Below are 23,980 nucleotides of genomic sequence, written 5' to 3' on the forward strand. Positions count from 1 at the left end.
ACCGAATCATTTCCCCTGACGTAACGGGATGATGTTTAATTCCTGATTAACCACGATAGCGATCGTGGCAAAGCGGGCAAGCTCCGACAGTCCTGCCACTGAAGCACTACTGGCATGATATCCTAACCGCCGTGTCATTTCGCCATTTCTTGCTTGGAAATGGTGATTCCCAGAATTTTCGATCCCGTCAAGCATTTCCGCTGAAAAACCGCCCGATTCGGCAAAAATCGCCTCAGTTCATGTTTTTTGGTGTTTATCAGCGTCCGCTGAACATGTAGGCGCTGCCCGTCAAAAGACAAGGGTCGATACCGCTTATCGGCAAGGCTCCGTTGTGCCTTGGCCAACGGCGCAACCATGACTATACGCGTTGGCACCCTCACACCGAAAGCCCGTCATATTTGACGATCTTCACTGCCTCAATGTCGAACTCCGGCAGACAGCGCAGGTTGACGGCCGCCATGGGTCCGTTCGGACCGGCCCCTTCGCCGAAGGGTGCGATGCCACAATGGTTGCAGAAATGATGCTTGATGACATGCCTGTTGAATTCATAGGTCGAGAGATCAGCTTCCGGCGTCTTCAGCCTCAGACTGTCGCGCGAAACGAAGGCCAGCAATCCGCCACGCCGGCGACACATCGAACAATTGCAATCGATCGCCTCGGCGAAGTTCCCCTCAACTTCGAAGGCAATCTTTCCACAATGACAGCTTCCCTCATAGCGCATGCACGGGCTCCTCTGATCGTCTCAACCGCTGATCGCAGACATCGGCAGCGTCGGCAAAGATAGTGCACCGCAGCCGACGAACAAGCCGGATCAACAAGACGCAAAACAATTCCTGAAACGGCGGACTTCGTCTTAGAGTTCGCAACATTATTCCGGTTTTTCGCTTGCCCGCGACCCGATCTCGAAAGACCTTCCGCCCTACTGCATGTTTCCTTAAATCGTACCCGATTTATGGACAAAAACATGCGGCAATTCAAAGCGCTACAGCGACCTTTGCGCGTCTGAAAAGACGCGCGGCGCTGCAGGAAACGGAGGCCAGAATGAACATCAAGGAAACCGACGCCATGCGCGTCATCAGCATTGCGCGCAGGATCACAATCCCGGACGTCAGGCATGCAGCCGCCGAGCTGGCACCGCTGATCGAGGCGGAGATCGGCCGGGCGGGGCGCAAGCCCGCAGGGCCTTGGATCTTCATCGCGCAGAACCTGCCGAAGAACGCCAGAACCGTCTTTGACTGGCGCATCTGCCGACCCGTCGAGCGTGGCGAGGGCTATCGCGGCGCGCTGGATATGATCGAGCTCGAGCCGATCATGGTAGCCTCGACCCTGCATCAAGGCCCGATGCGAAGCCTCTTCACCCAGGGCTATGCGCCACTGGTGGAAAAGATCGAGATGAGCAGACACAATTTCTCCGGCGAGAGCCGCGAGATTTATCATCGCTGGGCCGGCCCGGGCGCCCGCTACCACGAGATCGAGATCCAGTTCGGCCTTGCCAACTAGAGCATTTCCAGGAGAAGTGCGCAGCGGTTTTCCGTCAGGAAATGCGCAAAAACAAAGAGATATAGCGTTTCTGCGATTCCGTCTAAACGGGAAACGCTGACGAAAAAGCCGCGCATCCGTGGAACGCGCGGCCTGGTGGTTTCCGGCACTGCGCCGAAGCGTCCCGCTTACCAGTCCATGACGACCTTGCCGGAGTTGCCGGAGCGCATGGCCTCGAAGCCGTCGCGGAACTCGTCGATGCCGATGCGGTGGGTGATGACCGGTGACAGGTCGAGCCCGCCCTGGACGAAGGCGATCATCTTGTACCAGGTCTCGAACATCTCGCGGCCGTAGATGCCCTTGAGGTTGAGCATCTTGAAGATCACCTTGTTCCAGTCGATCTCGAAGCCGGCCGGCGCGATGCCGAGAATGGCGATCTTGCCACCATTGTTCATCTTGTCGATCATGTCGCGGAAGGCGGGTGCTGCCCCCGACATTTCCAGCCCGACGTCGAAGCCCTCGGTCATGCCGATCGCCTTCATCACGTCGGCGAGGTTTTCCTTGGAGGCGTCGACGACGTAGTCGATGCCGACCTTGCGGGCAAGCTCCAGCCGCGTCGGGTTGATGTCGGTGATCACCACCTTGCGCGCGCCCGAGCGCTTGGCAACCAGCGCCCCCATGATGCCGATCGGCCCGGCGCCGGTCACCAGCACATCCTCGCCGACCAGATCGAACGACAGTGCGGTGTGCACCGCATTGCCGAAGGGATCGAAGATCGCGGCGATCTCGTCGGGAACGTCTTCCGGGATCGGCACGACATTGTATTCCGGCAGGCAGACGAATTCGCCGAACGAGCCCGGCCGGTTGACGCCGACGCCGAGCGTGTTGCGGCAGAGGTGGCCGCGCCCGGCGCGGCAATTGCGGCACTTGCCGCAGACGATATGGCCCTCGCCCGAGACCCGCTCGCCGACATGGTATTTGGTGACGGCCGAACCGACCGCGGCGATCTCGCCCATGAACTCATGGCCGACGACCATCGGCACCGGAATGGTCTTCTGGGCCCATTGGTCCCAGTTCCAGATATGCACGTCGGTGCCGCAGATCGCCGACTTCTTCACCTTGATCAGCACGTCGTTCGGTCCGACCTCCGGCACCGGCACGCGTTCCATCCAGAGCCCGACCTCCGGCTTCGTCTTGACCAGCGCCTTCATCATCTTCGTCATTTGGTTGTCTCCAAAATCAACTGCCCGCCTGGGGCCTGCCCCTCATCCGGCTGCCGCCACCTTCTCCCCGCGATCGCGGGGAGAAGGGCTATGCCGCACCCCTTGCGCCCATCTCGGACTGCCCGCAGGCTCAACCTCTTGCCGGGCACGTCCCCTCTCCCCGCCTGCGGGGAGAGGGCTAGGGTGAGGGGCAGAGCTCTACACTCACTTGATCACACCGAGCTCGCGGCCGACATCTTCGAATGCGGCGATCGCCCGGCGCACGTCGTTTTCGCTGTGGGCGGCCGACATCTGCGTGCGGATGCGCGCCTGGCCCTTTGGCACCACCGGGAAGGAGAAGCCGATGACGTAGACGCCCTTCTTGAGCATGCGCGCCGCCATCTCCTGCGCCAGTGCGGCATCGCCGAGCATCACCGGGATGATCGGATGGCCCTCGCCGGCCAGCGTGAAGCCGAGCTTCGACATCTGGTCACGAAACAGCGCCGCATTGTCCGACAGCCGCGCCCGCAGCCCATCGCCGTTGTCGATCAGGTCGAACACTTTGAGCGAGGCGGCGGCAATCACCGGCGCCAGCGTGTTGGAAAACAGATAGGGCCGCGAGCGCTGGCGCAGCCAGTCGACAACCTCGGCCTTGGCCGACGTATAGCCGCCCGAGGCACCGCCGAGCGCCTTGCCGAGCGTGCCGGTGATGATGTCGACGCGGCCCTCGACGCCGCAATGTTCGGCCGAGCCGCGCCCGTTTTTGCCGACGAAGCCGACCGCATGGCTGTCATCGACCATGACCATGGCGCCGTACTTCTCGGCGAGGTCACAGACGCCCCCGAGATTGGCGATGATGCCGTCCATCGAGAACACGCCGTCGGTGGCGATCAGCTTGAAGCGACTGCCTTCGGCCTTCTTCAGCTCTTCCTCCAGCGCCGCCATGTCGTTGTTGGCATAGCGGAAGCGCTTGGCCTTGGAGAGGCGCACGCCGTCGATGATCGAGGCGTGGTTCAAGGCGTCGGAGATGATCGCGTCCTCTTCGCCCAGCAGCGTCTCGAACAGGCCGCCATTGGCGTCGAAACAGGAGGAATAAAGGATCGTGTCTTCCAGGCCGAGGAAGGCGGAGATGCGCGCCTCCAACTGCTTGTGCTCTTCCTGCGTGCCGCAGATAAAGCGCACCGAGGCCATGCCGTAGCCGTAACGGTCGAGCGCCTTTTTGCCGGCCTCAGTCAGTTCCGCATTGTCGGCCAGGCCGAGATAGTTGTTGGCGCAGAAGTTCAGCACCCGCTCGCCCGAGGCAACCTCGATCTCGCCCGCCTGCTTCGAGACGATCACCCGCTCCGACTTGTAAAGGCCTGATGATTTCAAGCCATCGAGTTCGGAGCGGAGGTGGGAAAGAAAAGCATTGGTCATGGCGGGCCGCTTTCACTGTGAAAAGGACGTTTCGTGCCAGACGAGTACCACGACAGCTTTCCCGTTGCAGCAAATTCCAGCGGCCAGGCCATGCGCAGAGGCAGTAGTGAGGGAAAACGACAGGGCCTTTCGCAACAGACCCGCTGGTCTGAAATTTTATGTCGCGCCCTTGGCGGTGCGAGACATATTGCTTCGGCCACTCCAGCTTTTGAGCGGTCGAAGATCGAAGCTGGCACCCTTTGTCCCATCAAGCACCATCCATTCGCGCCGCCGACGCAGCGCGGCTGGATTCCTGTGACAAGCACAGGAATGAGGGAGGGGACGTAGTTGCAGCCAGCGTATTCAGAATCTGGTCCCCAACAATCGCGGCAATATTATCCCAAGCTCAGGACAATGAGACGGGATCATTGGTCAGAGGGCATGCAGATAGGGCGAGATATCCTCCCAATCCGGGTTCATGCGTTCGATCAGGTTCAACTTCCACTTTCGAGGCCATTTCTTGATCGTTTTCTCCCGAGTTATCGCCGCGGTCAGCAAATCAAACTCCTCAAACCAGACCAGCGTCTTGACGTATCTCGATGTGAAGCCGGGCGTCAGGTCGTTCTGATGTTCGTAAAGCCGGGTGGCGAGATCCTTCGTCACGACAACATAAAGCGTGCCTTTCGCTTGGACGCGAGGATGTAGACATAGCCCCTCATGAAAGGGAAATTGGCGATATCGCGCTTATTGCACAAGTAAAAATTGTAGTTGGGTGAAAGAATTTCGACCGCCCGCCACGCCCTCATTCCTGTGCTTGTCACAGGAATCCAGCCGCGCCGCGTCGGCGGCGCGACTTAGCTGGTCTGAGGGCGGAACTCCCCCAACTTCGTACTGCACCAGTGCCGAAAAGATACGAGAATCGGGACAAAGCCCAACCGCGAGAGCTAATCGTCGGGCCTCACCCCTCCAAATACCCGTCGATCACGGCCAGAAATGCCTCGCCGTACCGCTCGCGTTTGCTTTCGCCGATGCCGGGGATGTCGAGCAGCTCGTCGAAGCCGCGCGGGCGCTCCTTGGCGAGCGCGATCAGCGTTGCATCCGGGAAGACGACGTAGGGCGGCACGTTCAGGTCCTTGGCGATGGTGAAGCGCTCGGCGCGCAGCAGTTCGAACAGTTCGAGGTCGGAACCGGCAAGGTCGGCGCGCTCGCGCTGGCTGCCCGATTTCGCCTGCCGCGCCGCCTTGCCCGTCTGCGGGCGGTCCTTGCGAAACAGCACCTGGCGCTCGCGCTTGAACACGGCGCGGGCCTCCGCTTCGAGCTTGACTGCGCCGAAGGCCGTGTGATCGACGCTGACGAGACCGGCGGCCAGCAATTGCCGAAACACCGATTGCCAGGTACGCGCCGGCAGATCCTTGCCGGCGCCGAAGACCGGGATGTCGACATGGCCGAAACGCTCGGTCTTTTCGTTGACGGTCCCCATCAGCACGTCGACGACATGGCCGGTGCCGAAGCGCTCGCCGGTGCGGTAGACGGCGGCGAGCGCCTTGATCGCGGCCTCGGTGCCGTCCCAGGTTTCCACGGGCTTCAGGCAGGTATCGCAATGACCGCAACGACCGGGATGCGCCTCGCCGAAATGCGCGAGGATCGCCTGTCGGCGGCAGCCAGCCGTCTCACAGATCGCCAAAAGCGCATTGAGCTTGCCGCGCTCGATGCGCTTGATTTCGTCCGCCACTGCGCCCTCGTCGATCATCCGGCGGCGCTGCAAGACGTCGGCCATGCCATAGGCCATCCAGACCTCGGACGGTTGGCCGTCACGTCCGGCGCGGCCGGTCTCCTGGTAATAGGCCTCGACCGAGCCCGGCAGATCGAGATGGGCGACATAGCGCACATCCGGCTTGTCGATGCCCATGCCGAAGGCGACGGTTGCGACCAGGCAGAGGCTCTCCTCCTTGAGGAACGCGTCCTGATGGGTGTCGCGCAGCGTCCGGTCCATGCCGGCGTGATAGGGCAGCGCTCGAATGCCCTGCCCGTTCAACCATTCCGCAGTGTCCTCGACCTTTGCCCGCGACAGGCAATAGACGATGCCGGACGATCCGCGGAAGCGGGAGACAAAGCGCAGCAACTGCTGGCGCGGCTGGTCGCGCTCGACAATTTCATAGGCGATGTTCGGTCGGTCGAAGCTGGTGGTAAAGACTTCGGCGCCCTGCAGCGACAAGCGCTCGATAATGTCTTCGCGGGTATGCGGATCGGCCGTCGCCGTCAGCGCGATGCGCGGAACGCCGGGATAGCGCTCGGCAAGCAGGCCGAGGGTGCGATATTCCGGCCGGAAATCATGACCCCACTGCGAAACGCAATGGGCCTCGTCGATGGCGAAAAGCGCAATGCGGGCATTGCCGATGAGATCGGCGAAACCATCGGTGACGATGCGCTCGGGCGTGACGTAGAGGAGGTCAAGCGTGCCATCGGCAATCTGCCGGCGCACGGCCACCGCTTCTTCGCGCGTCAGGGACGAATTGAGTGCCGCCGCATTGACGCCGAGCTGCTTCAACGCCTCGACCTGATCGCGCATCAGCGCGATCAGCGGCGAAACGACGACGCCGAGGCCGGGACGGCAGAGTGCAGGGATCTGGAAGCAGAGCGACTTGCCGGCGCCGGTCGGAAACAGAACGACTGCATCGCCTCCGGCGGCCACATGCTCGACCACCTCCTGCTGCCGGCCGCGAAAGGCGGAGTAGCCATAGACGCGTTTGAGCACATCCAAAGGTGCCGGCGCGGCTCCGTCGAAGAGATGGCCGGCGACGCCCTTGGCGCATTGCGCCCTTTGCCCAATCTCCATCATATCTCCTTTACGGGAATCACCTGATCATCATCGCCCCAAGCGACCGCAATGCCATAGCCTTCCGGTCAACGGAATAGAGCAAGGCAAATCGCGGCGGCTGGACGGGCGGCTTCGGACCTGTTAGCTGAACTCGCCGCCGATGCGACCCTTCCGGTCACCGGCAATCTCGTGGATTGAAAAAACTGGAAAGTAACGATGTCTAGCATTCTGGCGGCAAGCGGCGGCGTCAAGCAGTTAATCTGCATCAACTGGGGGACCAAATACGGCGCGCCCTTCATCAACCGCCTCTATGCCATGGCGGCGCGCAACATCACCCCGCCCTTCACCTTCACCTGCTTCACCGACAATCGCGAGGGTCTGCACCCGGAAATTCTCTGCGAGGATCTGCCGCCGCTGGACATTGGAAAAATGCCCGAGAAGACGCCGGGCATCTGGAACAAATCTCGGCTATGGGGCGCCAAGCTGGGCAACCTCAGCGGACCGGTGCTGTTTCTGGACCTCGATATCGTCATCGTCGGGTCGCTCGACGCCTTCTTCGAGGTCGGAGAACCCGACGATGTGATCCTGGCGCGCAACCAGACGACGCCGTTCGAACGGCTCGGCCAGACCTCGCTGTTTCGCTTCCCGGTCGGCAAGCTGGTGCCGCTGCAGCAGAAGTTCCTGGCCGATCCGCAAGCCGTTGCCAATGAATACCGCTTCGAGCAGCGTTTCGTGACGCGCAACGCGCCGGGCGGCGTAAAACTTTTCCCAAGGCGCTGGGTGCTGCATTTCCGGCAGGACTGCCACTGGCCGCTCCCCCTAAACTACTTCTTCGCGCCGCGCCTGCCGACCGATGCACGCGTGGTGCTTTTCCCCCGCAGCCTGCTGCCGCAGCATGCGATCGACGGACAGTATGGCTATCGCGGCCGCGTGGACACGCCGCTCGGGCATATCCGGCGCCTGTTTTCCGGTGACCGGCGTGAAAAGAATCCAATCCGCTACCTGCGCCACTATATCCGCCCAGCTCCCTGGGTGGCCGAACATTGGCGCGAATAGTCGGCATACTGTTGAGACCGGACCGGATTTCGGCGTGGGCGCGCGACTTTTCGGCGGTCACCGGGCCGCCGGTCCCTTCACGCGGCCGGAGAGCACACCGAAGCCTTCGATGATCGCTTCCTGGTTTTCAAGCCGCGTCACTTCGAACTGTACTTCCTGAAGTGTGCGCAGGAGCTGAGGCACGGCCTCGAGGTCTCCCTCCTCGGTCGCATGCGCCAGTTCCCGCTCCAGCTCGCGCCGCTGCCAATGCAACGCCTTGGAGCGCTGGTGCAGCGCCAGCGCCTGCAGGTAACCCTCGCGCGCATCCTCGGGTGCCGCAGCAGCTGTCGCCGTCCACAGCCGGGCATAGCGGATCTGCTGGTCGATGGCCGCGATCAAGGGCGCAAAGCCTTCGGCTTCCAGCTGTTCCACCAGCCCTTCACGCGTCAGGCGCGGGCCGTTGGCGGCAGCCGCATTGAGCACCGCCGCCCAGCAGCGTTGCAGATCGCGGTGGTCGAACTCGATGGTCGAGATCTCGTCGTATTCGTCAAACAGCAGTTGCGGGTGGTTGACGATGGTGAGCGCCAGCACGCTTTCGCGCAACGAGGGCACCGCCTGCTGGCCGCTGACCAGCGACGAGCGCGCCAGCCGGTCCGAGATTGCCGTCGGACCCGAGGTGTTGGGCTGGCGTCCACCCTGCCCGCCGCGTTGGCCGCCGCCCTGGCGGCCGCCGCGCTCGAATTGCCGCCGCTCGCCGCCGCGACCGGGGCTTGAGGCCTGCAGGAAGGCGTGCAGCCGGTCGCGCATGTCCTGGCCATAGTGGCGCCGCACACTTTCGTCGGCAATGACGGCGGTGACCTGCTTCAGCCTCGCTTCAAGTTCGGCGCGTTTTTCCGGCGTATCGAACGAGCCGACCTGGATTTCACGTTGCCAGACCATCTCGGCCAGCGACCTTGCATTGGCCAGCACCTGGTCGAAGGGCGCCCGCCCCTCTTGCCGCACCAGATCGTCCGGGTCCTTGCCGTCAGGCAGCATGGCAAAGCGCACCGAGCGGCCGGGTTTCAGATGCGGCAGCGCCAGATCGACGCCGCGGTTGGCAGCGCGGATGCCGGCGCCGTCGCCATCGAAGCAGAGCACCGGCTGCGACGTCATCTTCCAGAGCAGATCGAGCTGGTTTTCGGTGAGTGCTGTTCCAAGCGGCGCAACGGCATTCTCGACGCCCGCCTGGTGGAGCGCGATCACGTCCATATAGCCCTCGACCGCGATGATCGTCGCCGTAGCACTTTCGTTTTGCCCGGCATCACCGGGGCGGCTGCCCCCGGACATTGCACGGCGTGCCCGGGCAAAGTTGTAGAGCACGTTGCCCTTGTGGAAGAGCTCGGTCTCATTCGAATTGAGATACTTCGCCGGCGCATCCGGCGACATGGCGCGGCCGCCGAAGGCGATGACCTTTTCGCGCGACGACAGGATCGGAAACATGATGCGGTCACGGAAGCGGTCGTAGGAAACCGGCACTTCGGGACCATGCACCACCAGGCCGCAGGCCTCTATCTGCTCCTTGCCGATGCCCTTGCCGGCCAAAAATTCCTTCAGCGCATTGCGGCTGTCGGGCGCAAAGCCGAGGCGAAAGGTCTCGATGGTGCGGCCGGTCAGCCCGCGCTCGCGCAGATAGGCGCGCGCCTTGGCGCCATTGGCCGTCTGTAGCTGGTCCTCGAAAAACTGGGTCGCCAGCTCCATCACATCGAGCAGGCTGGTGCGTTCCTTTTCGCGCTTCTCGGCCTGCGGGTCGGGCTGCGGCATGGCAACACCGGCCATGTCGGCGATCTGCTGCACCGCCTCGGGGAAGCTCAGGCCTTCGAGATCGGTGAGGAAGCGGAAGTGGTCGCCGGTAACGCCACAGCCGAAGCAATGGTAGCGGCCCTTGCGGTCCTCGCAGTGGAAGCTCGGAGATTTCTCGCCGTGGAACGGGCAGCAGGCCCAGTAGTCGCCGCGCGAGACATTGGTCTTGCGCCGATCCCAGGTGACGCGTTTGGCGATCACGTCCGAAATCGGCACGCGGTCGCGTATCTCGTCAAGAAAGGACTGTGAAAAGCGCATGGGTACCTCTGGTCAATCCTCCATATAGGCGGCGAAACCGCCGGACGCCACAGCGCTGACCGGCCTTGCCCGCAATTCACAGGCTGTAAAAAGGCAATTGCAAACCCCGCTTGCTGTAGGTCATCGGATGATGCGCGTCTAGCGCGAACATGTTTCTACACCCAGGCCGTGCATCGACCCTGACTCCGACCAAGCACAACAGGATGAATTCGCCTCCCGACCTCGGATCCCGCATCATGGCCATCACCGTCGAAGCACTTGCATCCAGCGCCGGCTTCTTCAACGCCGTGCCCAGCGGCATGGGATGGGATGGCCCGCCGGGTCGCAGCAGCCTCTGGCTGTCGCAGGGTTTCATCCGGGAATATTGGGATTATCAGGCGGAGAAGTTCGCGCTGATCGATCAGGCCCATGAAAGGCTCACCGGCAATTTCAATGCCGCAACGGCGCCCGCCGCAGACGAGCGGGCGCAGTCGGTTACTTCAGCAGGTCCTTGACCAGGCCGGAGGCCTTGGCGAAGTCCATCTGGCCGGGATACCGTTCCTTGAGCGCGTTCATGCACTTGCCCATGTCGCGAAGCCCGTGCGCGCCGGTTTCCTGGATCACCGAAGCACAGAGTTCCTTGACCTTATCCTCTGGCAACTGAGCCGGCAGGAACTGGTTGATGATGACGATTTCCTGCCGCTCCTGCTCGGCAAGCTCCGGCCGGCCGCCCTGGTCGTAGATGCGCGCCGATTCCTCGCGCTGCTTGATCATCTTGGCGAGGATCTGCAGGATCTCGTCGTCGCCGACCGGATCCTTGCCCAGGCCACGGTTGGCAATATCACGATCCTTGATCGCAGCCTGGATCAGCCGCACGGTTGAGGTGCGCCGCGTGTCCTTGGCCTTCAGGGCTTCTTTCAGTACCTCAGCGAACTGGTCGCGCATGTCTTTCTCCATGTCGAAGCCGGCCCGCGGTGCTCTTGCCCGGAACCGGTTCGATGCGTCAATGTTGTCGTCGTCTTAAACCAGTGTGGCAGGTGCAATCAAACGGATTACACAACCGCTTGAATTAAAAGGAATTTTATTTCCAGACAATTCACAGCGGCTGGTTGACCGGGCTTTGCGCTTTGGCTATTTTCCCGCACCTGCACGACATTGGCATGTGAGCACTTTTCGCGGGGATTCCGCGCGTCCATGCCTGAGCACATAAAATGGCGATCAGCCGTCGGGCTTTCAAGCCCCGCCTCGCGCCGCAACGGGATAGGAACGATGACCGCGACACCCGCATGGACCACTGAAAAACCCACCGCTTTGCTCGTTCTTGCCGATGGCACCGTCATCGAAGGCAAGGGCATCGGCGCAACCGGCAAGGTGCAGGCGGAAGTCTGCTTCAACACGGCACTGACCGGCTACCAGGAAATCCTGACGGATCCTTCCTACCTCAGCCAGATCGTCACCTTCACCTTCCCGCACATCGGCAATATCGGCGCCAATGACGAGGACATCGAAGACCTGACGCCGGCAGCCCGCCACGGCGCGGTCGGCGTGATCTTCAAGGCCGATATCACCGAGCCGTCGAACTACCGGTCCGTCAAGCACCTCGATGCCTGGCTGAAAGCCCGCGGCATCATCGGCCTCTGCGGCATCGACACCCGGGCACTCACCGCCTGGATCCGCGAAAACGGCATGCCCAACGCCGTCATCGCCCACGATCCCTCAGGCGTCTTCGACATCGAGACGCTGAAGAAGGAAGCCAAGGCTTGGAGCGGGCTTGAAGGCCTCGATCTTGCCAAGGTCGCGACCTCCGGCCAGTCCTCGCAGTGGACCGAGAAGCCCTGGGTCTGGGACGAAGGCTATTCGACGCTCGGCGATGCCGAGGCCGACTACCACGTCGTCGCCCTCGACTACGGCGTCAAGCGCAACATCCTGCGCCTCTTCACCGGCCTCAACGCCCGCGTCACCGTGATGCCGGCAACGACGAGCGCCGAAGAGGTGCTTGCCCAGAAGCCGGACGGCATCTTCCTCTCCAACGGCCCGGGCGACCCGGCGGCAACCGGCGAATACGCCGTGCCTGTCATCCAGGACCTGCTGAAGAGCGATATCCCGGTGTTCGGTATCTGCCTCGGTCACCAGATGCTGGCGCTGGCGCTTGGCGGCAAGACCGAAAAAATGCACCAGGGCCACCATGGCGCCAACCATCCGGTCAAGGATCACACCACGGGCAAGGTCGAGATCGTCTCGATGAACCACGGCTTCGCGGTCGATTCGAAGTCGCTGCCGGAAGGTGTTGAAGAGACTCACATTTCGCTGTTCGACGGCACCAATTGCGGCCTGCGCGTCGCCGGCAAGCCGGTGTTCTCGGTGCAGCATCACCCGGAAGCCTCGCCGGGCCCGCAGGACAGCCACTACCTCTTCCGCCGGTTCATGAACCTCGTGCGCGAGAAAAAGGGCGAACCGGCGCTTGCCGAGCGCTGAGCGCGCGACCGAGACAGCATAGAGGCCCGCTCCAAGCGGGCCTTTTTCATTTGAACCCTAACTTTCTGCCATCCTTAAAACCAGTAGCGGCCGGCATAGACGCAGGTCATGACCGCGCCGGAGAGGATCACGAACAGCCGCACGACTTGGGCCGGCAGCACCCGCACCAGATGACCGCCGGCATAGCCGCCGATCAGCGCGCCCGACAACATCGTCAGCGTCTCAGGCCATTGCACCATGCCCTTCGCGATGAAGATGACGATCGCCGCGAGGCTGACACAGCTGCCGAGCAGGTTCTTCATCACCTTGACCTTGCGGATGTCGCCCGGCTCTTGCAGCGAAAGCACCGCCGTCAGGAGGATGCCGAGCCCCGCACCAAAGAAACCGCCATAGATCGAAGTGGCAAACAGCGCGGCCATTCCTTCGGTCCTTGATGCTTGTCCCTTCCCGCGATGCGTTACGGTCCACTGGCCGATGCGCGGCGCAAACGCAAAGAGCAGCGTGGCAAGGCCGATGAGCCCGGGAACCGGCAGCACGAAGAGGCGATCGGGAAGCGCAAGCAGAACCAGTGCGCCGATGACGCCGCCAACGACGCAGAGGGCGTGCAGGACCAGCATGCGCCGATCGAAGGTCGGCAGCTTCTCGCGATCGGCAATCGCCGCCAGCAGGTGCCCAGGTGCGATGGCAATGGCATTCGAGGCATTGGCAACAACAGGCGGAAGACCCGCGGCAAGCATCGCCGGGAAGGTGATCAGCGTTGCGCCCCCTGCTAGCGCATTGATGATGCCGCCGGCTATGCCGGCGAGAAACAGAAGAGGCGCGATCAGTCCGTCCATGCCATGCCTTTCGCAATGATGCGAAGAGATCTAGCCTGTGGCCGTGACCACGTCTGGAACGTTTGTGACCGCCCGCATGTTTTCGCCATAGGCGCGTGGTGTGGCGCCGAAGACGCGGCGGAAATGACGGCCGAGATGGCTCTGGTCGGCAAAACCATATTTTGCTGCGATGTCGGCCACCGACGTTTCCGATCGCAGATCGCGCCGGGCCGCGTTCAGGCGGTGCATCAGCCGATAGGCGTGCGGCGACATACCGATCAGCCGCGTGAACCGACGACTGAAACCTTCGCGGCTCAGACCATGACGAACGGCGATCTTGCCGACCGTCATGCTGCTTACACCGATATCGCCAAGCCAGAGATCGTCGCTCGCATGTCCCGGCAACCTGCCACCCGCTTGCAATCGTTCCCCAACGCCGCGGAGCAGCGCGAGCGGATCGGCCTCCCCTTCGGAAAGCCCGAGTTCACGAAGCGAGTATACTGTGGGGCCACAGCCTGCATCCGGCAGGGCAGCGTAGAGGTTGAGGCATTGCGCGCCCTCGGGCTCGGCAGCAAGGCTTCGGTGCGGCATACCGGCGGGAATGTGCAGGCACTGCCCCGCCTCGACCCGGAGTATCACGCTTCCCACCTGAAAGGCGCGACAGCCGGAATGCACCGTCGTCAGCTGGCTTTCGGGGTGGAAATGCATGCCAAGTGCCGGTGCAGGCCCGCCAGCCCAGAAGGCGTACTCGACTTCAGGCGACGCCCGGCCCAGCCAATAAGTCCATTGATGGTTCTCGTGCGGGATCATTCGACAACTCGGGCATCCGTTCGGGCGAAGGATAGGTTGGGGCCGCCCGACGCGCAACGGCAGTGATGCACGCCATCTGGCCAATCATTGCAGCTATGCGGCCGACCCTTGCGCGCCGGGCAGATGCTCGGCGATGAAGTCGACCACCGCGCGCACCGACGGCAGTTGCCCCCGCCGATGCGGCATCAGCAGGGTCGTGGTGACGCTGCCCGCTTCCCAATCGGGCAGGACACGAACGAGGCTGCCCTCCTCGATTTCCGCCCGGCAGAGTTTGCGCGGCAGCGCGGTGATGCCGAGGCCGGAAACGGCGGCCGCACGGAGCACATTGGATTCGTCCGCAAGGAAACGCGGCTCCGGACGGACCCGGACGACCACACCCGCATCATTGCGCATCGTCCATCCCTCGGCGGTCAACGACGCCAGAAGTCCGTCATGACGCGAAAGCTCGCTCGGTTCGCGCGGGGCCCCGCGGCTTTCGAGATAGGCCGGTGCCGCCACCAGCCAGATGGCGTCCGTTGCCACCCGCCGCTGCACAAGACCCGAATCGGGCAAGGGCGCGAAGTGATCGCGCACGGCGATGTCGAAGCCTTCCTGGACGACGTCGACGAAACGGTCGGTCGCGTGCACCATCACGCGCATCTTAGGGTATGCGAGCGCCAACGGCGGTAGAAGGCCTGCCAGCGTCATCTGCGCCGTCGGCACTGAGGCGGTGATCCTGACCGTGCCGCTCGGCTCAGCGAGCCGGCCCTTGACGATGGCTTCGGCCGCATCCGCCTCGATCAGCATCGCCGCGGCATGTCGATAGAAGTCCTCGCCGATCTCGGTCACGGTGAAGCGGCGCGACGTGCGGTTGATCAGCCTGACGCCGAGTGTCTTTTCCAGTTCGGCCACGCGCTTGCTCAGCGTCGATTTCGGCATGTTGAGCGCGCGCGCGGCCGGCGCGAACCCCTTGTGATCGACCACATGGGCAAAGACGATGAAGTCGTTGAGATTGCGCATGGCCATTTTCCGATGTCTACAAATGTGGACGATACATCCACATTTGCCCGTCTTCCGCAATATCGTCCATGAATTTATCTCTTCTCCATCGAACTCACATCGAAGGAAAAGATCATGGGTAGCTATCAGGACAAGAAAGCCGTCGTCATCGGCGGCACGCATGGCATGGGCCTGGCGACAGTCGAACGGCTCGTCAACGGCGGCGCGGAAGTACTCTTGACCGGCAACAATGCGGCCAACCTCGCCAAGATCCAGGAGCGCTTCGGGGCGCGTGTCCATGCGGTAAAATCCGACATCTCCGACCTCGGCGAGATCGCCGTGCTCGGGGCGACCGTCGGCCAAAAGCTGGGGTCGATCGATCTGTTGCACGTCAACGCCGGCACGTCGCTGCTCGAACCGTTCGACCAGGTGACGGAGGCCTCCTACGACCGACAGTTCACCATCAACACCAAGGGCGCCTTCTTCACCGTGCAGCGGCTGGCGCCGCTCATCCGCGACGGCGGCTCCATCGTCTTCACCTCTTCTGTCGCCGATGTCGGCGGTCATGCGGGCATGGCTGTCTATAGCGGCAGCAAGGCGGCACTGATCTCGTTTGCCTCCGTCTTTGCCGCCGAACTGTTGCCACGCGGCATCCGCGTCAACTCGGTCAGCCCCGGCTTCATCGACACGCCGACCAAGGGCGTTGCCGGCATCACCGATGCCGAGCGTGCAGAGTTCAAGGCGCTGGGGGACGCGATCACGCCCATGGGCCGCAACGGCACCGCCGACGAAGTGGCCCGCGCCGTGCTGTTCCTCGCCTTCGACGCGACGTTTACCACTGGCGCGAGGCTGACGGTCGATGGCGGTCTCGGCCAGCAATTGTCGCCGGCTGCCTGAAACAAGCCAGAACGGAGAATCGGATGTCCAATTGCATCACCATCATCGGCCTCGGCGCCATGGGCACGGCCCTCGCAAACGCCCTCATCGAAGCAGGTAACGTAACGACGGTCTGGAACCGCACCCAGGCGCGGGCTGACACACTTGTTGCCCGCGGCGCGCGCCGAGCCGAAACGGTGCAGGAAGCCATCGACGTCAGCGACGTGATCGTGCTGTGCCTCACCGATTATACCGCCGCCGAAGCCACGCTTGCCGACGCCGCTCCCTTGCTGGCCGGCAAGACCGTCGTCAACCTCACCGATGGTCGCCCGGACGAGGTCCGGGCGATCGCCGGCCGTCTTGGCGGATACGGTGCGCTCTATCTCGACGGCGGCATCATGGCGACGCCGCCGATGATCGGCTCGTCGCACGCCTTCATTCTCTACAGCGGCAGCGCCGATGCGTTTGAGGGCGCAAAGGAGCAACTGGCTGCCTTTGGCCAGAGCCACTATCTCGGCGAAGATCCTGTTCTCGCCGCGGTCAACGACCTCGCATTGCTGTCGGCGATGTACGGCCTCTTCGGCGGCTATCTGCACGCAACGGCGCTTGCCGGCAGCGTTGGCGTCACGGCAATACAGTTCCTAGCCTTCGTCGAGCCCTGGCTGGCAGCGATGATGACGGCTCTGCCCGACCTTGCCGAGCGGATCGACAGCGGCGACCACGCCCGCGACGTGATGTCGAACCTTGCGATGCAATCGGTGGCGATCACCAATATCGTCGCCGCAAGCCGCAGCCAGGGCATCGATCCGGCGTTCATGGATCCGATCGAAAGACTGGCGCAAAAGCGCCTCGCCGGCGGCTTCGGTGCCGACGAGATCTCCGGCATCATCGAGGGAATGCGGGCAAAATAGGGTTCTGTCGTCCACGGGTGGCAGGCGCCGGCGAAAGCAGCGTCCGCCGCTCGCCTAAACATCGTCATAACCAACCGGCTCGAGCAAAACGGTCCGCGGTCGAAAGGTCGCGGGCCCTCGCTTGCTGTTGACCCGCCGCCGGGCTTCACGCATCCTCGCCGCAACTGGAGGTGACGATGATTACAGGTCCACAGTGCCGCGCCGCCCGGGCTCTGATCGAAATTTCGCGCGAGATGCTGGCGAGCTTTTCAGGCGTCGACGAAGACACGATCCTGAAGTTCGAGCGCAAGCTGGAAAAGCCCGCCGACGCGGTGATCGTGTCGCTGACGCATGCACTCGAAAATGCCGGCGCCATTTTTCTGCCGGAAGGCGAACGCGGCATCGGCGTCTGCCTGAAGTTTACCCGTTCCGAGGCACGTCGCCTCTCCATTCTCGAAAGCGAGGGCGGCGTCGTCGGCGATGACGAGGTTCCGGGGGCTTGAACGAAGGGCAGTTCGACTCTGATTTCAACGCCTTAGCCGCCGCGCTTGAATCAAATTGACCGCCCGTTGAATCCGTTTACGAACAAAAAAGCCCGCCGTTGCCGGCGGGCTTTTCATGAGATGGAATGCCTGAGCTTACTTGCAGGCGCCGCAAAAGCGCTGGATGCGGCGGCATGCTTCTTCCAGCTGCGCTTCCGACGTCGCGTAGGAGATGCGGAAGTTCGGGCCGAGGCCAAAGGCCGAGCCATGCACGACGGCAACGCCTTCGGCTTCGAGCAGCTCGGAGACGAAGTCTTCATCAGTCTCGATGACCTTGCCCGACGGTGCGGTCTTGCCGATCAGGCCGGCGCAGGACGGGTAGACGTAGAAGGCGCCTTCCGGCGTCGGGCACGCAATGCCCTTGGCCTGATTCAGCATCGACACCACGAGATCACGGCGACCTTCGAAGATCTTCTTGTTCTCGGGGATGAAGTCCTGTGTGCCGTTGAGCGCCTCGACGGCAGCCCACTGCGCGATCGAGGTTGCGCCCGAGGTCTGCTGGCCCTGGATCATGTCCATGGCCCTGATCAGCTGCAGCGGGCCGGCGGCGTAGCCGATGCGCCAGCCGGTCATGGCATAGGCCTTGGAGACGCCGTTCATGGTCAGCGTGCGGTCGTAGAGGCCGGGCTCGACTTCGACAGGGGTCGCGAACTTGAAGTCGCCATAGGTCAGGTGCTCGTACATGTCGTCGGTCAGCACCCAGACATGCGGGTGCTTCATCAGGACGTCGGTCAGCGCCTTGAGTTCTGCGTGGCTGTAGGCAGCGCCCGACGGGTTGGACGGCGAGTTGAAGATGAACCACTTGGTCTTCGGCGTGATCGCCTTGTCCAAGTCGGCAGGCTGGAGCTTGAAGTTGTTTTCCTGCGTCGCCGAAACAGTCACCGGCGTGCCGCCGCACAGCGCCACCATCTCCGGGTAGGAAACCCAGTAGGGCGCCGGGATGACGACTTCATCGCCCGCGTTCAGGGTCGCCATGAAGGCGTTGAAAAGAATCTGCTTTCCACCGGTGCCGACGATCGTCTGGGCGGCGGTGTAGTCGAGGTTGTTCTCGCGCTTGAACTTCTTGGCGATCGCTTCGCGCAGTTCCGGAATGCCGGATACCGGCGTGTACTTCGTCTCGCCGCGGTTGATCGCGTCGATCGCAGCCTTCTTGATATTATCAGGCGTGTCGAAATCCGGCTCCCCTGCACCAAGGCCGATCACGTCGCGTCCCTTCGCTTTCAGCTCGCGGGCTTTCTGCGAAACGGCGATGGTGGCGGAAGGCTTTACACGGGAAAGGGCATCGGCAAGGAAGGCCATGATGAAAGGTCCTGATCGTTTCGAGACGCGGTGAGCGCTACGGAACGAAAAAGTCAGGCTCCATAGCGGTTAGGTCTATGTCGAAAGACGCCCGGTCTTGCAAGCGCCAGAGCCTGAAAAACCGCCGGAATGCGGGCAAAATGCGTCACCATGACAAAGTTTCATGAGTGTGATCAGCAATCACGATCGACGCGCTCCGCCTGAGGTGATGGCAGCCCCGGCCAGAACGGTCCGCATACCGACAAGAAACCGGGGCTTCCATCCGATGAAGGCGCGGTCAGTCAGACACGTGCCACGGTCCCGATTTATTCAGAAAAAACAGCGGATTTCGACTTTTTTCGAAAAGCCATATTTTGGCCACAACAACTGTCGCGGAACGCCGCAATTCCGTCCCGCAACAGCCGATTTCCGGACCTTTCCTTCCATGATCCGAACGCATGGCATGACGGGGGTATGCAATGTTTCTCGACGACGAAATCGCTGAATCACGGACACGGCAAAACGAAGCGCGCTGGGGCATGTATCTGGCGCTCGCAGCGCTCGCCGCCTGCATCGTGATGATCCTCGGCCTGATGACCCAGGCCTCGGCCCAGACAGCAAACGCCAGGCCCGAGCAGATGGCCGGCTATGTCAGGCCCAACGACATGGGCACCGGCGCCCTGCTCTTCCCCTCCAAGGAGCCCGGCTATTTCGTCGAGGCGCCGCGACTGGCGACCGACGTTCAGATCGACGTCAACGGCCCGATCATGCGCACCCGGGTGACGCAACGGTTCCAGAACCCGAGCAAGGGATGGGTCGAAGGCACCTATGTCTTCCCGCTTCCCGATGATTCCGCCGTCGACACGCTGAAGATGCAGATCGGCGACCGCTTCATCGAGGGTCAGATCAAGCCGCGCCAGGCGGCCAAGGAGATCTACGAGCAGGCAAAGGCCGAGGGCAAGAAGGCGGCGCTGCTCGAGCAGCAACGCCCCAACCTCTTCACCAATCAGGTCGCCAATATCGGCCCTGGCGAAACGGTGGTGGTGCAGATCGAATATCAAAGCGGTGTGCGCCAGTCGAACGACGCCTTCACCTTCCGCTTCCCGATGGTGGTCGCCCCTCGCTACAATCCGCAGCCGGTCGTCCAGACCGTCGATCTCGACAGCCGCTCCGGTTATGCCGTCAGCGATCCGGTCCCCGATCGCCAAAAGATCGAGCCGCCGGTGCTTGATCCGCGCGAGAACGCCAGGATCAACCCGGTGACGTTGACGATCAACCTGAAGGCGGGCTTCCCGATCGGCGAAGTGACATCGGCCTTTCACGAGATCGAAACGACCACCCTCGACCAGCTTACTCGCAAGATCACGTTGAAAGCAGGAAGCGTTCCGGCCGACAGGGATTTCGAACTCAGCTGGAAGGCTGTCGCAGGCAAGAGCCCCTATGCTGGCCTCTTCCGCGAGACCGTCGACGGCAAGACCTATCTCCTGTCTTTCGTCACCCCGCCGGTCACTGCGACCGCGACTGACAAACCACTCCGGCGCGAGGTGGTCTTCGTCATCGACAATTCCGGCTCGATGGCCGGCCCGTCGATGGAGCAGGCAAAGGAAAGCCTGGCGCTGGCGATCTCGCGGCTGAAGCCGGAAGACCGGTTCAACGTCATCCGCTTCGACGACACGATGACTGTGCATTTCCCTGGGCTCGTCGAGGCGACACCTGACAAGCGCGAGGACGCGATCTCCTTCGTGCGCGGCCTGACCGCCGACGGCGGCACCGAAATGCTGCCGGCGCTGGAAGCGGCCCTGCGCACGCAGGGACCGGTTGCCGCTGGCGCCCTTCGCCAGGTGGTCTTCCTCACCGATGGCGCCATCGGCAATGAAGGCCAGCTTTTCCAGGAAATCCAGAACAACCGCGGCGACGCGCGCGTCTTCACCGTCGGCATCGGGTCCGCGCCCAACAGCCATTTCATGACCAAGGCGGCTGAGTACGGCCGCGGCACCTTCACGCTGATCGGTTCCGAGAGCCAGGTGGCCGCCCGTATGGGCGAGCTTTTCACCAAGCTCGAGAGCCCTGTTATGACCGACATCTCCGCCACTTTCGAGGGTGCGGCCACGGGCGACATCACCCCGAACCCGATGCCCGATCTCTATCGCGGCGAGCCGGTCGTGCTGACGGCCGAACTCGACGGCGCCGCGCCGGAAGGCAAGCTTCGCATCGTCGGCAAGGCCGGCGACCAGCCCTGGCGCGTCGAGATGGACATCGCCAAGGCGGCAACCGGCGAAGGCGTCGCCAAGCTCTGGGCCCGCCGTAAGATCGACGATCTCGAGGCAAGCGCGGCGACGATCGCCGACCCGGCAACGCTCGACAGGCAGATCGAAACCGTCGCGCTCGCCCATCACCTGGTCTCGCGCGTCACCAGCCTTGTCGCCGTCGATGCGACACCGTCGCGGCCCGCCGGCGAAAACCTGACGGAAACCGCTGTGCCGCTCAACCTGCCGGCCGGCTGGGACTTCGGCAAGGTTTTCGGCGAGAAGTCCGATGCGACAGAAAAGGTCGACGAGCGCGAGGCTTCGGCCGAAAGCCAGACGAAGCTCGCAATGCTGACCGCCGACCGCATGCTGGCGGCACCGACGGCGCGCGCCGCCGGCCTGATTGCCGAAGCCAACAAACAGGTGAACCTGCCGCAGACGGCAACCGAAGCAGACAAGCAGATCCTCATCGGGCTGATGCTGCTCGCCTTTGCCCTTGCTGCCGGCAGCACCTTCGTCTTCTGGCGTGGGCAGATCGCCGCCCTCGTCACATCAGGGGTTCGACGCCATGGCCGCTGACGACGACCTGCCCGGGCCACGCCCGGGCTTCCTCGCCCGTCTTTCGGCGATCGAGACGATCGTGGTCGCGCTCATTGCCCTGTTCGCCCTTGCCGGCCTGATGCTGGTCGGCAAGGGATTTTACATGAAGGCCAAGGCCGAGGTCTCTCAAGTCCTCTTGAAAAAGAGCTTCGAGGCGCAATTGCACGGCGAGGCCAATGGCAGGCCCTGGCCCTGGGCCGACTTCGAAACGACAGCGGAAATCATGGCGCCGCGCATCAACCGCTCGGCGATCGTGCTCAAGGGCGCAAGCGGCCAGGCGCTTGCCTTCGGACCTGCCTGGCTCACAAACACCCCCCTTCCCGGCGACGAAGGCACCTCGGTCATCGCCGCCCACCGCGACACGCATTTCCGCTGGCTGAAGGATGTGTCCGCGGGCGACCTGCTGGTGCTGACCCGCAAGGACGGGCGGCGCTTTCTCTTCCGCGCCGGCGAAGGCCGGGTCGCGCGCTGGGACGAGAGCGGCATCAACGCCTCGGCCAGTGGCCACAAGCTGGCGCTTGCCACCTGCTTCCCTTTCGATGCGATCGAGCCGGGACCGATGCGCTACATCGTGACCGCCGAACTGGTCGGCGAGCAGCATCCGGTGCCGCTGACGACAGGCTCGGTTTCGAAATAAAGCCATTTTGATCCGATTTGACTTGAACGAACCGGGTGACCACTCCAGCTTGGCGTGTGGCGGCATGAACTGATCGGAGATATCGAATGTGGCAGGCGCAGGCATCAAGGCTGGAAACGACCCGGATGGCGGGAACAATTCGCGCGCTGCCGCTCCTCGCCGGCCTTGTTTCGTTTGCCGCCCCGTTTGCTGCCGCAGCACAGGAAACGCGTGAGTTTCCCTCCCAGCATGGCGACGTTCTCGTCGAAACGCTGGCGAGCGGGCTCGAACATCCCTGGTCCGTCGAGGTGCTGCCGGACGGCAGTTACATCGTCAGCGAGCGCGCCGGTCGGCTGCGCATCATCCGCGACGGCAAGGCCTCGGCGCCGCTTTCCGGCGTGCCTGAGGTGGCCGAGCAGGGCCAGGGTGGCCTGCTCGACATCGCCCTTGCCCCCGATTTTGCCACCAGCCGCACGCTCTACCTGACGCTCGCGGCCAGTGGAGACGGCGGTTTCGGAACGGTCCTGGTGCGGGCGGCATTGTCGGCGGATAATTCGGACCTGACCGACGTCAAGGAACTGTTCCGGATGAACAAGCTGACCCGCAACGGCCAGCATTTCGGCTCGCGCATCGCATTCGCGCCTGATGGCAGCCTGTTCTTCGGCATCGGCGACCGCGGCGAGCGCGAGCGCGCCCAGGATCTGCACGATCATGCCGGCGCCATCCTGCACATCAACGCCGACGGCAGCATTCCCGCCGACAACCCCTATCGCGGGGGCACCGAGGGCCTGCCGGAAATCTGGTCCAAGGGGCATCGCAATCCGCAGGGCATCGCCATTGATCCGAAGGACGGCACGCTTCTGACGGCAGAGCACGGCGCGCGCGGCGGCGACGAGGTCAACAACCCGCAATCCGGCCATAACTACGGCTGGCCGGTGATCACCTACGGCAAGGACTATTCCGGCGCCGAGATTGGCGAAGGCACGGCCAAGGACGGCTTCGACCAGCCGATCTACTACTGGGATCCCTCGATTGCGCCAGGCGCGCTCGCGGTCTATCGCGGCAAGATGTTTCCGGAGTGGGATGGCAACCTGCTGGTGGCGGCGCTGAAGTATCAGCTCCTCGCCCGGCTGGAGCGGGACGACACCGGCGCTGTGACCTCCGAGGAACGGCTGTTCGACGGCGAGTTCGGCCGTATCCGCGACATCGTGGTGGCGCCGGACGGCGCACTGCTGATGGTGACGGACGAAGAGGATGGCGCCTTGCTCAGGGTCTCCAAGGCACCGACGCAGTAATACCAACCGGCGCTCGTATAAATCCAAATTCGGGATCAGAGATCGGCGCGAACGTCCTTGCGGAACATAAACTTCAATCCGGACCAGACCGCATCGACGGCGCAGACCTTGGTGTCGACGAGCCCGAGCGGCAGAAAGATCTCGCGCAAGACGTCCTCCGTCAGCGTCGTCGGAACCTTCGATGCGCGCTTCGGCCACGAGATCCACATCATGCCGTCGGCCTTGAGGCTCGCCGCAAGCGGTAGTGCCAGCGCTTCAAGCTTTGCCCTCTCCACGGCGAAGACGTGGATGTAGTCGTGCCGACGTGACGCCGGGCCGTCGACGGCGGTTTCGCACCTGGAGAACCCTGGAAAGCCGGCAATATCGGTCAGATCGTCAGGGACGCCAAGCAACAGCGCTGACTGCCCGCCCCTCATGCCCAGCTTGCGGACAAGCGGCGTTCCCGAATAACCGCTCTCGCCCATCTCCACCGTCCCCATCTCCACCATGCAACCGTCGCCGGCACGCCGCGCAGATCAGCCGGCCGCCGACGATGAGCCTTGCCCGGAAAAATC

The 23,980-nt window shown here is 63.0% G+C and carries 21 protein-coding genes and 1 pseudogene; 10 read left to right on the forward strand and 12 right to left on the reverse strand.

Annotation, left to right across the window (positions count from 1 at the left end; translation table 11 throughout):
- Positions 1-376: 376 nt before the first annotated feature.
- Positions 377-721, reverse strand: a complete 345-nt coding sequence (locus C6558_RS25355) for a GFA family protein (RefSeq protein WP_025427883.1) — start codon at positions 719-721, stop codon at positions 377-379.
- Between the two features lie 320 nt (positions 722-1,041).
- Between C6558_RS25355 and C6558_RS25360 the strand changes: the two genes are divergently transcribed.
- The gene (locus C6558_RS25360; RefSeq protein WP_025427884.1) at positions 1,042-1,500 is read left to right on the forward strand and encodes a hypothetical protein; all 459 of its coding nucleotides are present in this window, start codon (positions 1,042-1,044) and stop codon (positions 1,498-1,500) included.
- 167 nt (positions 1,501-1,667) lie between these two features.
- On the opposite strand, the gene tdh is transcribed toward C6558_RS25360, so the two are convergent.
- The 4 genes and pseudogenes from tdh to recQ all read right to left on the reverse strand — a co-directional run bounded on the left by tdh (position 1,668) and on the right by recQ (position 6,912).
- Positions 1,668-2,702, reverse strand: coding sequence for an L-threonine 3-dehydrogenase (tdh, locus tag C6558_RS25365; protein ID WP_107027889.1), 1,035 nt, complete (start codon positions 2,700-2,702; stop codon positions 1,668-1,670).
- A 204-nt stretch (positions 2,703-2,906) separates the two neighbouring features.
- Positions 2,907-4,097: a glycine C-acetyltransferase gene (locus C6558_RS25370; protein ID WP_107027890.1), complete on the reverse strand. Its 1,191-nt coding sequence runs from the start codon at positions 4,095-4,097 to the stop codon at positions 2,907-2,909.
- 411 nt (positions 4,098-4,508) lie between these two features.
- Positions 4,509-4,795 (reverse strand): annotated as a pseudogene (locus tag C6558_RS25375) (GIY-YIG nuclease family protein).
- A 239-nt stretch (positions 4,796-5,034) separates the two neighbouring features.
- On the reverse strand, positions 5,035-6,912 hold the full coding sequence (gene recQ, locus C6558_RS25380) for a DNA helicase RecQ (RefSeq protein ID WP_025427887.1): 1,878 nt from the start codon (positions 6,910-6,912) through the stop codon (positions 5,035-5,037).
- A gap of 198 nt (positions 6,913-7,110) precedes the next feature.
- On the opposite strand from recQ, the gene C6558_RS25385 reads away from it, so the two are divergent.
- Complete coding sequence (locus tag C6558_RS25385) at positions 7,111-7,950, forward strand: hypothetical protein (RefSeq protein WP_025427888.1); 840 nt, start codon at positions 7,111-7,113, stop codon at positions 7,948-7,950.
- Between the two features lie 57 nt (positions 7,951-8,007).
- Here the strand turns inward: C6558_RS25385 and dnaG are convergent, their stop codons facing one another.
- A complete protein-coding gene (gene dnaG, locus C6558_RS25390) occupies positions 8,008-10,026 on the reverse strand; it encodes a DNA primase (RefSeq protein WP_084814562.1) in 2,019 nt (672 codons plus the stop codon).
- A 236-nt stretch (positions 10,027-10,262) separates the two neighbouring features.
- On the opposite strand from dnaG, the gene C6558_RS25395 reads away from it, so the two are divergent.
- Positions 10,263-10,520, forward strand: a complete 258-nt coding sequence (locus tag C6558_RS25395) for a hypothetical protein (protein ID WP_025427890.1) — start codon at positions 10,263-10,265, stop codon at positions 10,518-10,520.
- Here the strand turns inward: C6558_RS25395 and C6558_RS25400 are convergent.
- Complete coding sequence (locus tag C6558_RS25400; protein ID WP_025427891.1) at positions 10,501-10,950, reverse strand: GatB/YqeY domain-containing protein; 450 nt, start codon at positions 10,948-10,950, stop codon at positions 10,501-10,503. The two genes, C6558_RS25395 and C6558_RS25400, sit on opposite strands and share 20 nt — an antisense overlap.
- A gap of 324 nt (positions 10,951-11,274) precedes the next feature.
- On the opposite strand from C6558_RS25400, the gene carA reads away from it, so the two are divergent.
- Positions 11,275-12,480 (forward strand): glutamine-hydrolyzing carbamoyl-phosphate synthase small subunit, encoded by a 1,206-nt coding sequence (carA, locus tag C6558_RS25405; protein WP_025427892.1) that lies wholly within the window; start codon positions 11,275-11,277, stop codon positions 12,478-12,480.
- Between the two features lie 74 nt (positions 12,481-12,554).
- Here the strand turns inward: carA and C6558_RS25410 are convergent, their stop codons facing one another.
- The 3 genes from C6558_RS25410 to C6558_RS25420 form a co-directional block, all read right to left on the reverse strand.
- The gene (locus C6558_RS25410) at positions 12,555-13,316 is read right to left on the reverse strand and encodes a sulfite exporter TauE/SafE family protein (RefSeq protein ID WP_025427893.1); all 762 of its coding nucleotides are present in this window, start codon (positions 13,314-13,316) and stop codon (positions 12,555-12,557) included.
- A 30-nt stretch (positions 13,317-13,346) separates the two neighbouring features.
- A complete protein-coding gene (locus C6558_RS25415; protein ID WP_025427894.1) occupies positions 13,347-14,105 on the reverse strand; it encodes an AraC family transcriptional regulator in 759 nt (252 codons plus the stop codon).
- A 93-nt stretch (positions 14,106-14,198) separates the two neighbouring features.
- Complete coding sequence (locus C6558_RS25420; RefSeq protein WP_025427895.1) at positions 14,199-15,104, reverse strand: LysR substrate-binding domain-containing protein; 906 nt, start codon at positions 15,102-15,104, stop codon at positions 14,199-14,201.
- Between the two features lie 114 nt (positions 15,105-15,218).
- On the opposite strand from C6558_RS25420, the gene C6558_RS25425 reads away from it, so the two are divergent.
- The 3 genes from C6558_RS25425 to C6558_RS25435 all read left to right on the forward strand — a co-directional run bounded on the left by C6558_RS25425 (position 15,219) and on the right by C6558_RS25435 (position 17,352).
- The gene (locus C6558_RS25425) at positions 15,219-15,980 is read left to right on the forward strand and encodes an SDR family oxidoreductase (RefSeq protein ID WP_025427896.1); all 762 of its coding nucleotides are present in this window, start codon (positions 15,219-15,221) and stop codon (positions 15,978-15,980) included.
- A 23-nt stretch (positions 15,981-16,003) separates the two neighbouring features.
- A complete protein-coding gene (locus C6558_RS25430) occupies positions 16,004-16,870 on the forward strand; it encodes an NAD(P)-dependent oxidoreductase (protein WP_057221059.1) in 867 nt (288 codons plus the stop codon).
- 176 nt (positions 16,871-17,046) lie between these two features.
- Complete coding sequence (locus tag C6558_RS25435; protein ID WP_025427898.1) at positions 17,047-17,352, forward strand: hypothetical protein; 306 nt, start codon at positions 17,047-17,049, stop codon at positions 17,350-17,352.
- A 135-nt stretch (positions 17,353-17,487) separates the two neighbouring features.
- On the opposite strand, the gene C6558_RS25440 is transcribed toward C6558_RS25435, so the two are convergent.
- Positions 17,488-18,690, reverse strand: a complete 1,203-nt coding sequence (locus C6558_RS25440) for a pyridoxal phosphate-dependent aminotransferase (protein ID WP_084814561.1) — start codon at positions 18,688-18,690, stop codon at positions 17,488-17,490.
- Between the two features lie 458 nt (positions 18,691-19,148).
- Here C6558_RS25440 and C6558_RS25445 point away from each other — a divergent pair, with 458 nt between their 5' ends.
- The 3 genes from C6558_RS25445 (at position 19,149) to C6558_RS25455 (ending at position 23,426) form a co-directional block, all read left to right on the forward strand.
- Entirely contained in the window at positions 19,149-21,494 is a 2,346-nt protein-coding gene (locus C6558_RS25445) for a marine proteobacterial sortase target protein (RefSeq protein ID WP_057208765.1), read from the forward strand.
- Positions 21,484-22,152 carry a class GN sortase gene (locus C6558_RS25450; protein WP_025427901.1) on the forward strand — a complete coding sequence of 223 codons (669 nt, stop codon included), beginning with the start codon at positions 21,484-21,486 and terminating at the stop codon, positions 22,150-22,152. The genes C6558_RS25445 and C6558_RS25450 overlap by 11 nt, the downstream gene beginning before the upstream one ends.
- A gap of 125 nt (positions 22,153-22,277) precedes the next feature.
- On the forward strand, positions 22,278-23,426 hold the full coding sequence (locus C6558_RS25455; RefSeq protein WP_051509213.1) for a PQQ-dependent sugar dehydrogenase: 1,149 nt from the start codon (positions 22,278-22,280) through the stop codon (positions 23,424-23,426).
- A 35-nt stretch (positions 23,427-23,461) separates the two neighbouring features.
- Here C6558_RS25455 and C6558_RS25460 read toward each other — a convergent pair whose 3' ends face one another.
- Positions 23,462-23,914, reverse strand: coding sequence for a hypothetical protein (locus C6558_RS25460; protein WP_038576303.1), 453 nt, complete (start codon positions 23,912-23,914; stop codon positions 23,462-23,464).
- Positions 23,915-23,980 lie beyond the last annotated feature (66 nt).

The organism is Ensifer sp. NM-2 (assembly GCF_003024455.1).
Classification (GTDB): domain Bacteria; phylum Pseudomonadota; class Alphaproteobacteria; order Rhizobiales; family Rhizobiaceae; genus Ensifer; species Ensifer canadensis.

Excerpts from the sequence above, each read along its gene's own strand:
- C6558_RS25355 (WP_025427883.1), bottom strand. The coding sequence starts at position 721 with ATGCGCTATGAGGGAAGCTGTCATTGTGGAAAGATTGCCTTCGAAGTT.
- C6558_RS25360 (WP_025427884.1), top strand. The coding sequence starts at position 1,042 with ATGAACATCAAGGAAACCGACGCCATGCGCGTCATCAGCATTGCGCGC.
- tdh (WP_107027889.1), bottom strand. The coding sequence starts at position 2,702 with ATGACGAAGATGATGAAGGCGCTGGTCAAGACGAAGCCGGAGGTCGGG.
- C6558_RS25370 (WP_107027890.1), bottom strand. The coding sequence starts at position 4,097 with ATGACCAATGCTTTTCTTTCCCACCTCCGCTCCGAACTCGATGGCTTG.
- recQ (WP_025427887.1), bottom strand. The coding sequence starts at position 6,912 with ATGGAGATTGGGCAAAGGGCGCAATGCGCCAAGGGCGTCGCCGGCCAT.
- C6558_RS25385 (WP_025427888.1), top strand. The coding sequence starts at position 7,111 with ATGTCTAGCATTCTGGCGGCAAGCGGCGGCGTCAAGCAGTTAATCTGC.
- dnaG (WP_084814562.1), bottom strand. The coding sequence starts at position 10,026 with ATGCGCTTTTCACAGTCCTTTCTTGACGAGATACGCGACCGCGTGCCG.
- C6558_RS25395 (WP_025427890.1), top strand. The coding sequence starts at position 10,263 with ATGGCCATCACCGTCGAAGCACTTGCATCCAGCGCCGGCTTCTTCAAC.
- C6558_RS25400 (WP_025427891.1), bottom strand. The coding sequence starts at position 10,950 with ATGCGCGACCAGTTCGCTGAGGTACTGAAAGAAGCCCTGAAGGCCAAG.
- carA (WP_025427892.1), top strand. The coding sequence starts at position 11,275 with ATGACCGCGACACCCGCATGGACCACTGAAAAACCCACCGCTTTGCTC.
- C6558_RS25410 (WP_025427893.1), bottom strand. The coding sequence starts at position 13,316 with ATGGACGGACTGATCGCGCCTCTTCTGTTTCTCGCCGGCATAGCCGGC.
- C6558_RS25415 (WP_025427894.1), bottom strand. The coding sequence starts at position 14,105 with ATGATCCCGCACGAGAACCATCAATGGACTTATTGGCTGGGCCGGGCG.
- C6558_RS25420 (WP_025427895.1), bottom strand. The coding sequence starts at position 15,104 with ATGCGCAATCTCAACGACTTCATCGTCTTTGCCCATGTGGTCGATCAC.
- C6558_RS25425 (WP_025427896.1), top strand. The coding sequence starts at position 15,219 with ATGGGTAGCTATCAGGACAAGAAAGCCGTCGTCATCGGCGGCACGCAT.
- C6558_RS25430 (WP_057221059.1), top strand. The coding sequence starts at position 16,004 with ATGTCCAATTGCATCACCATCATCGGCCTCGGCGCCATGGGCACGGCC.
- C6558_RS25435 (WP_025427898.1), top strand. The coding sequence starts at position 17,047 with ATGATTACAGGTCCACAGTGCCGCGCCGCCCGGGCTCTGATCGAAATT.
- C6558_RS25440 (WP_084814561.1), bottom strand. The coding sequence starts at position 18,690 with ATGGCCTTCCTTGCCGATGCCCTTTCCCGTGTAAAGCCTTCCGCCACC.
- C6558_RS25445 (WP_057208765.1), top strand. The coding sequence starts at position 19,149 with ATGTTTCTCGACGACGAAATCGCTGAATCACGGACACGGCAAAACGAA.
- C6558_RS25450 (WP_025427901.1), top strand. The coding sequence starts at position 21,484 with ATGGCCGCTGACGACGACCTGCCCGGGCCACGCCCGGGCTTCCTCGCC.
- C6558_RS25455 (WP_051509213.1), top strand. The coding sequence starts at position 22,278 with ATGGCGGGAACAATTCGCGCGCTGCCGCTCCTCGCCGGCCTTGTTTCG.
- C6558_RS25460 (WP_038576303.1), bottom strand. The coding sequence starts at position 23,914 with ATGGTGGAGATGGGGACGGTGGAGATGGGCGAGAGCGGTTATTCGGGA.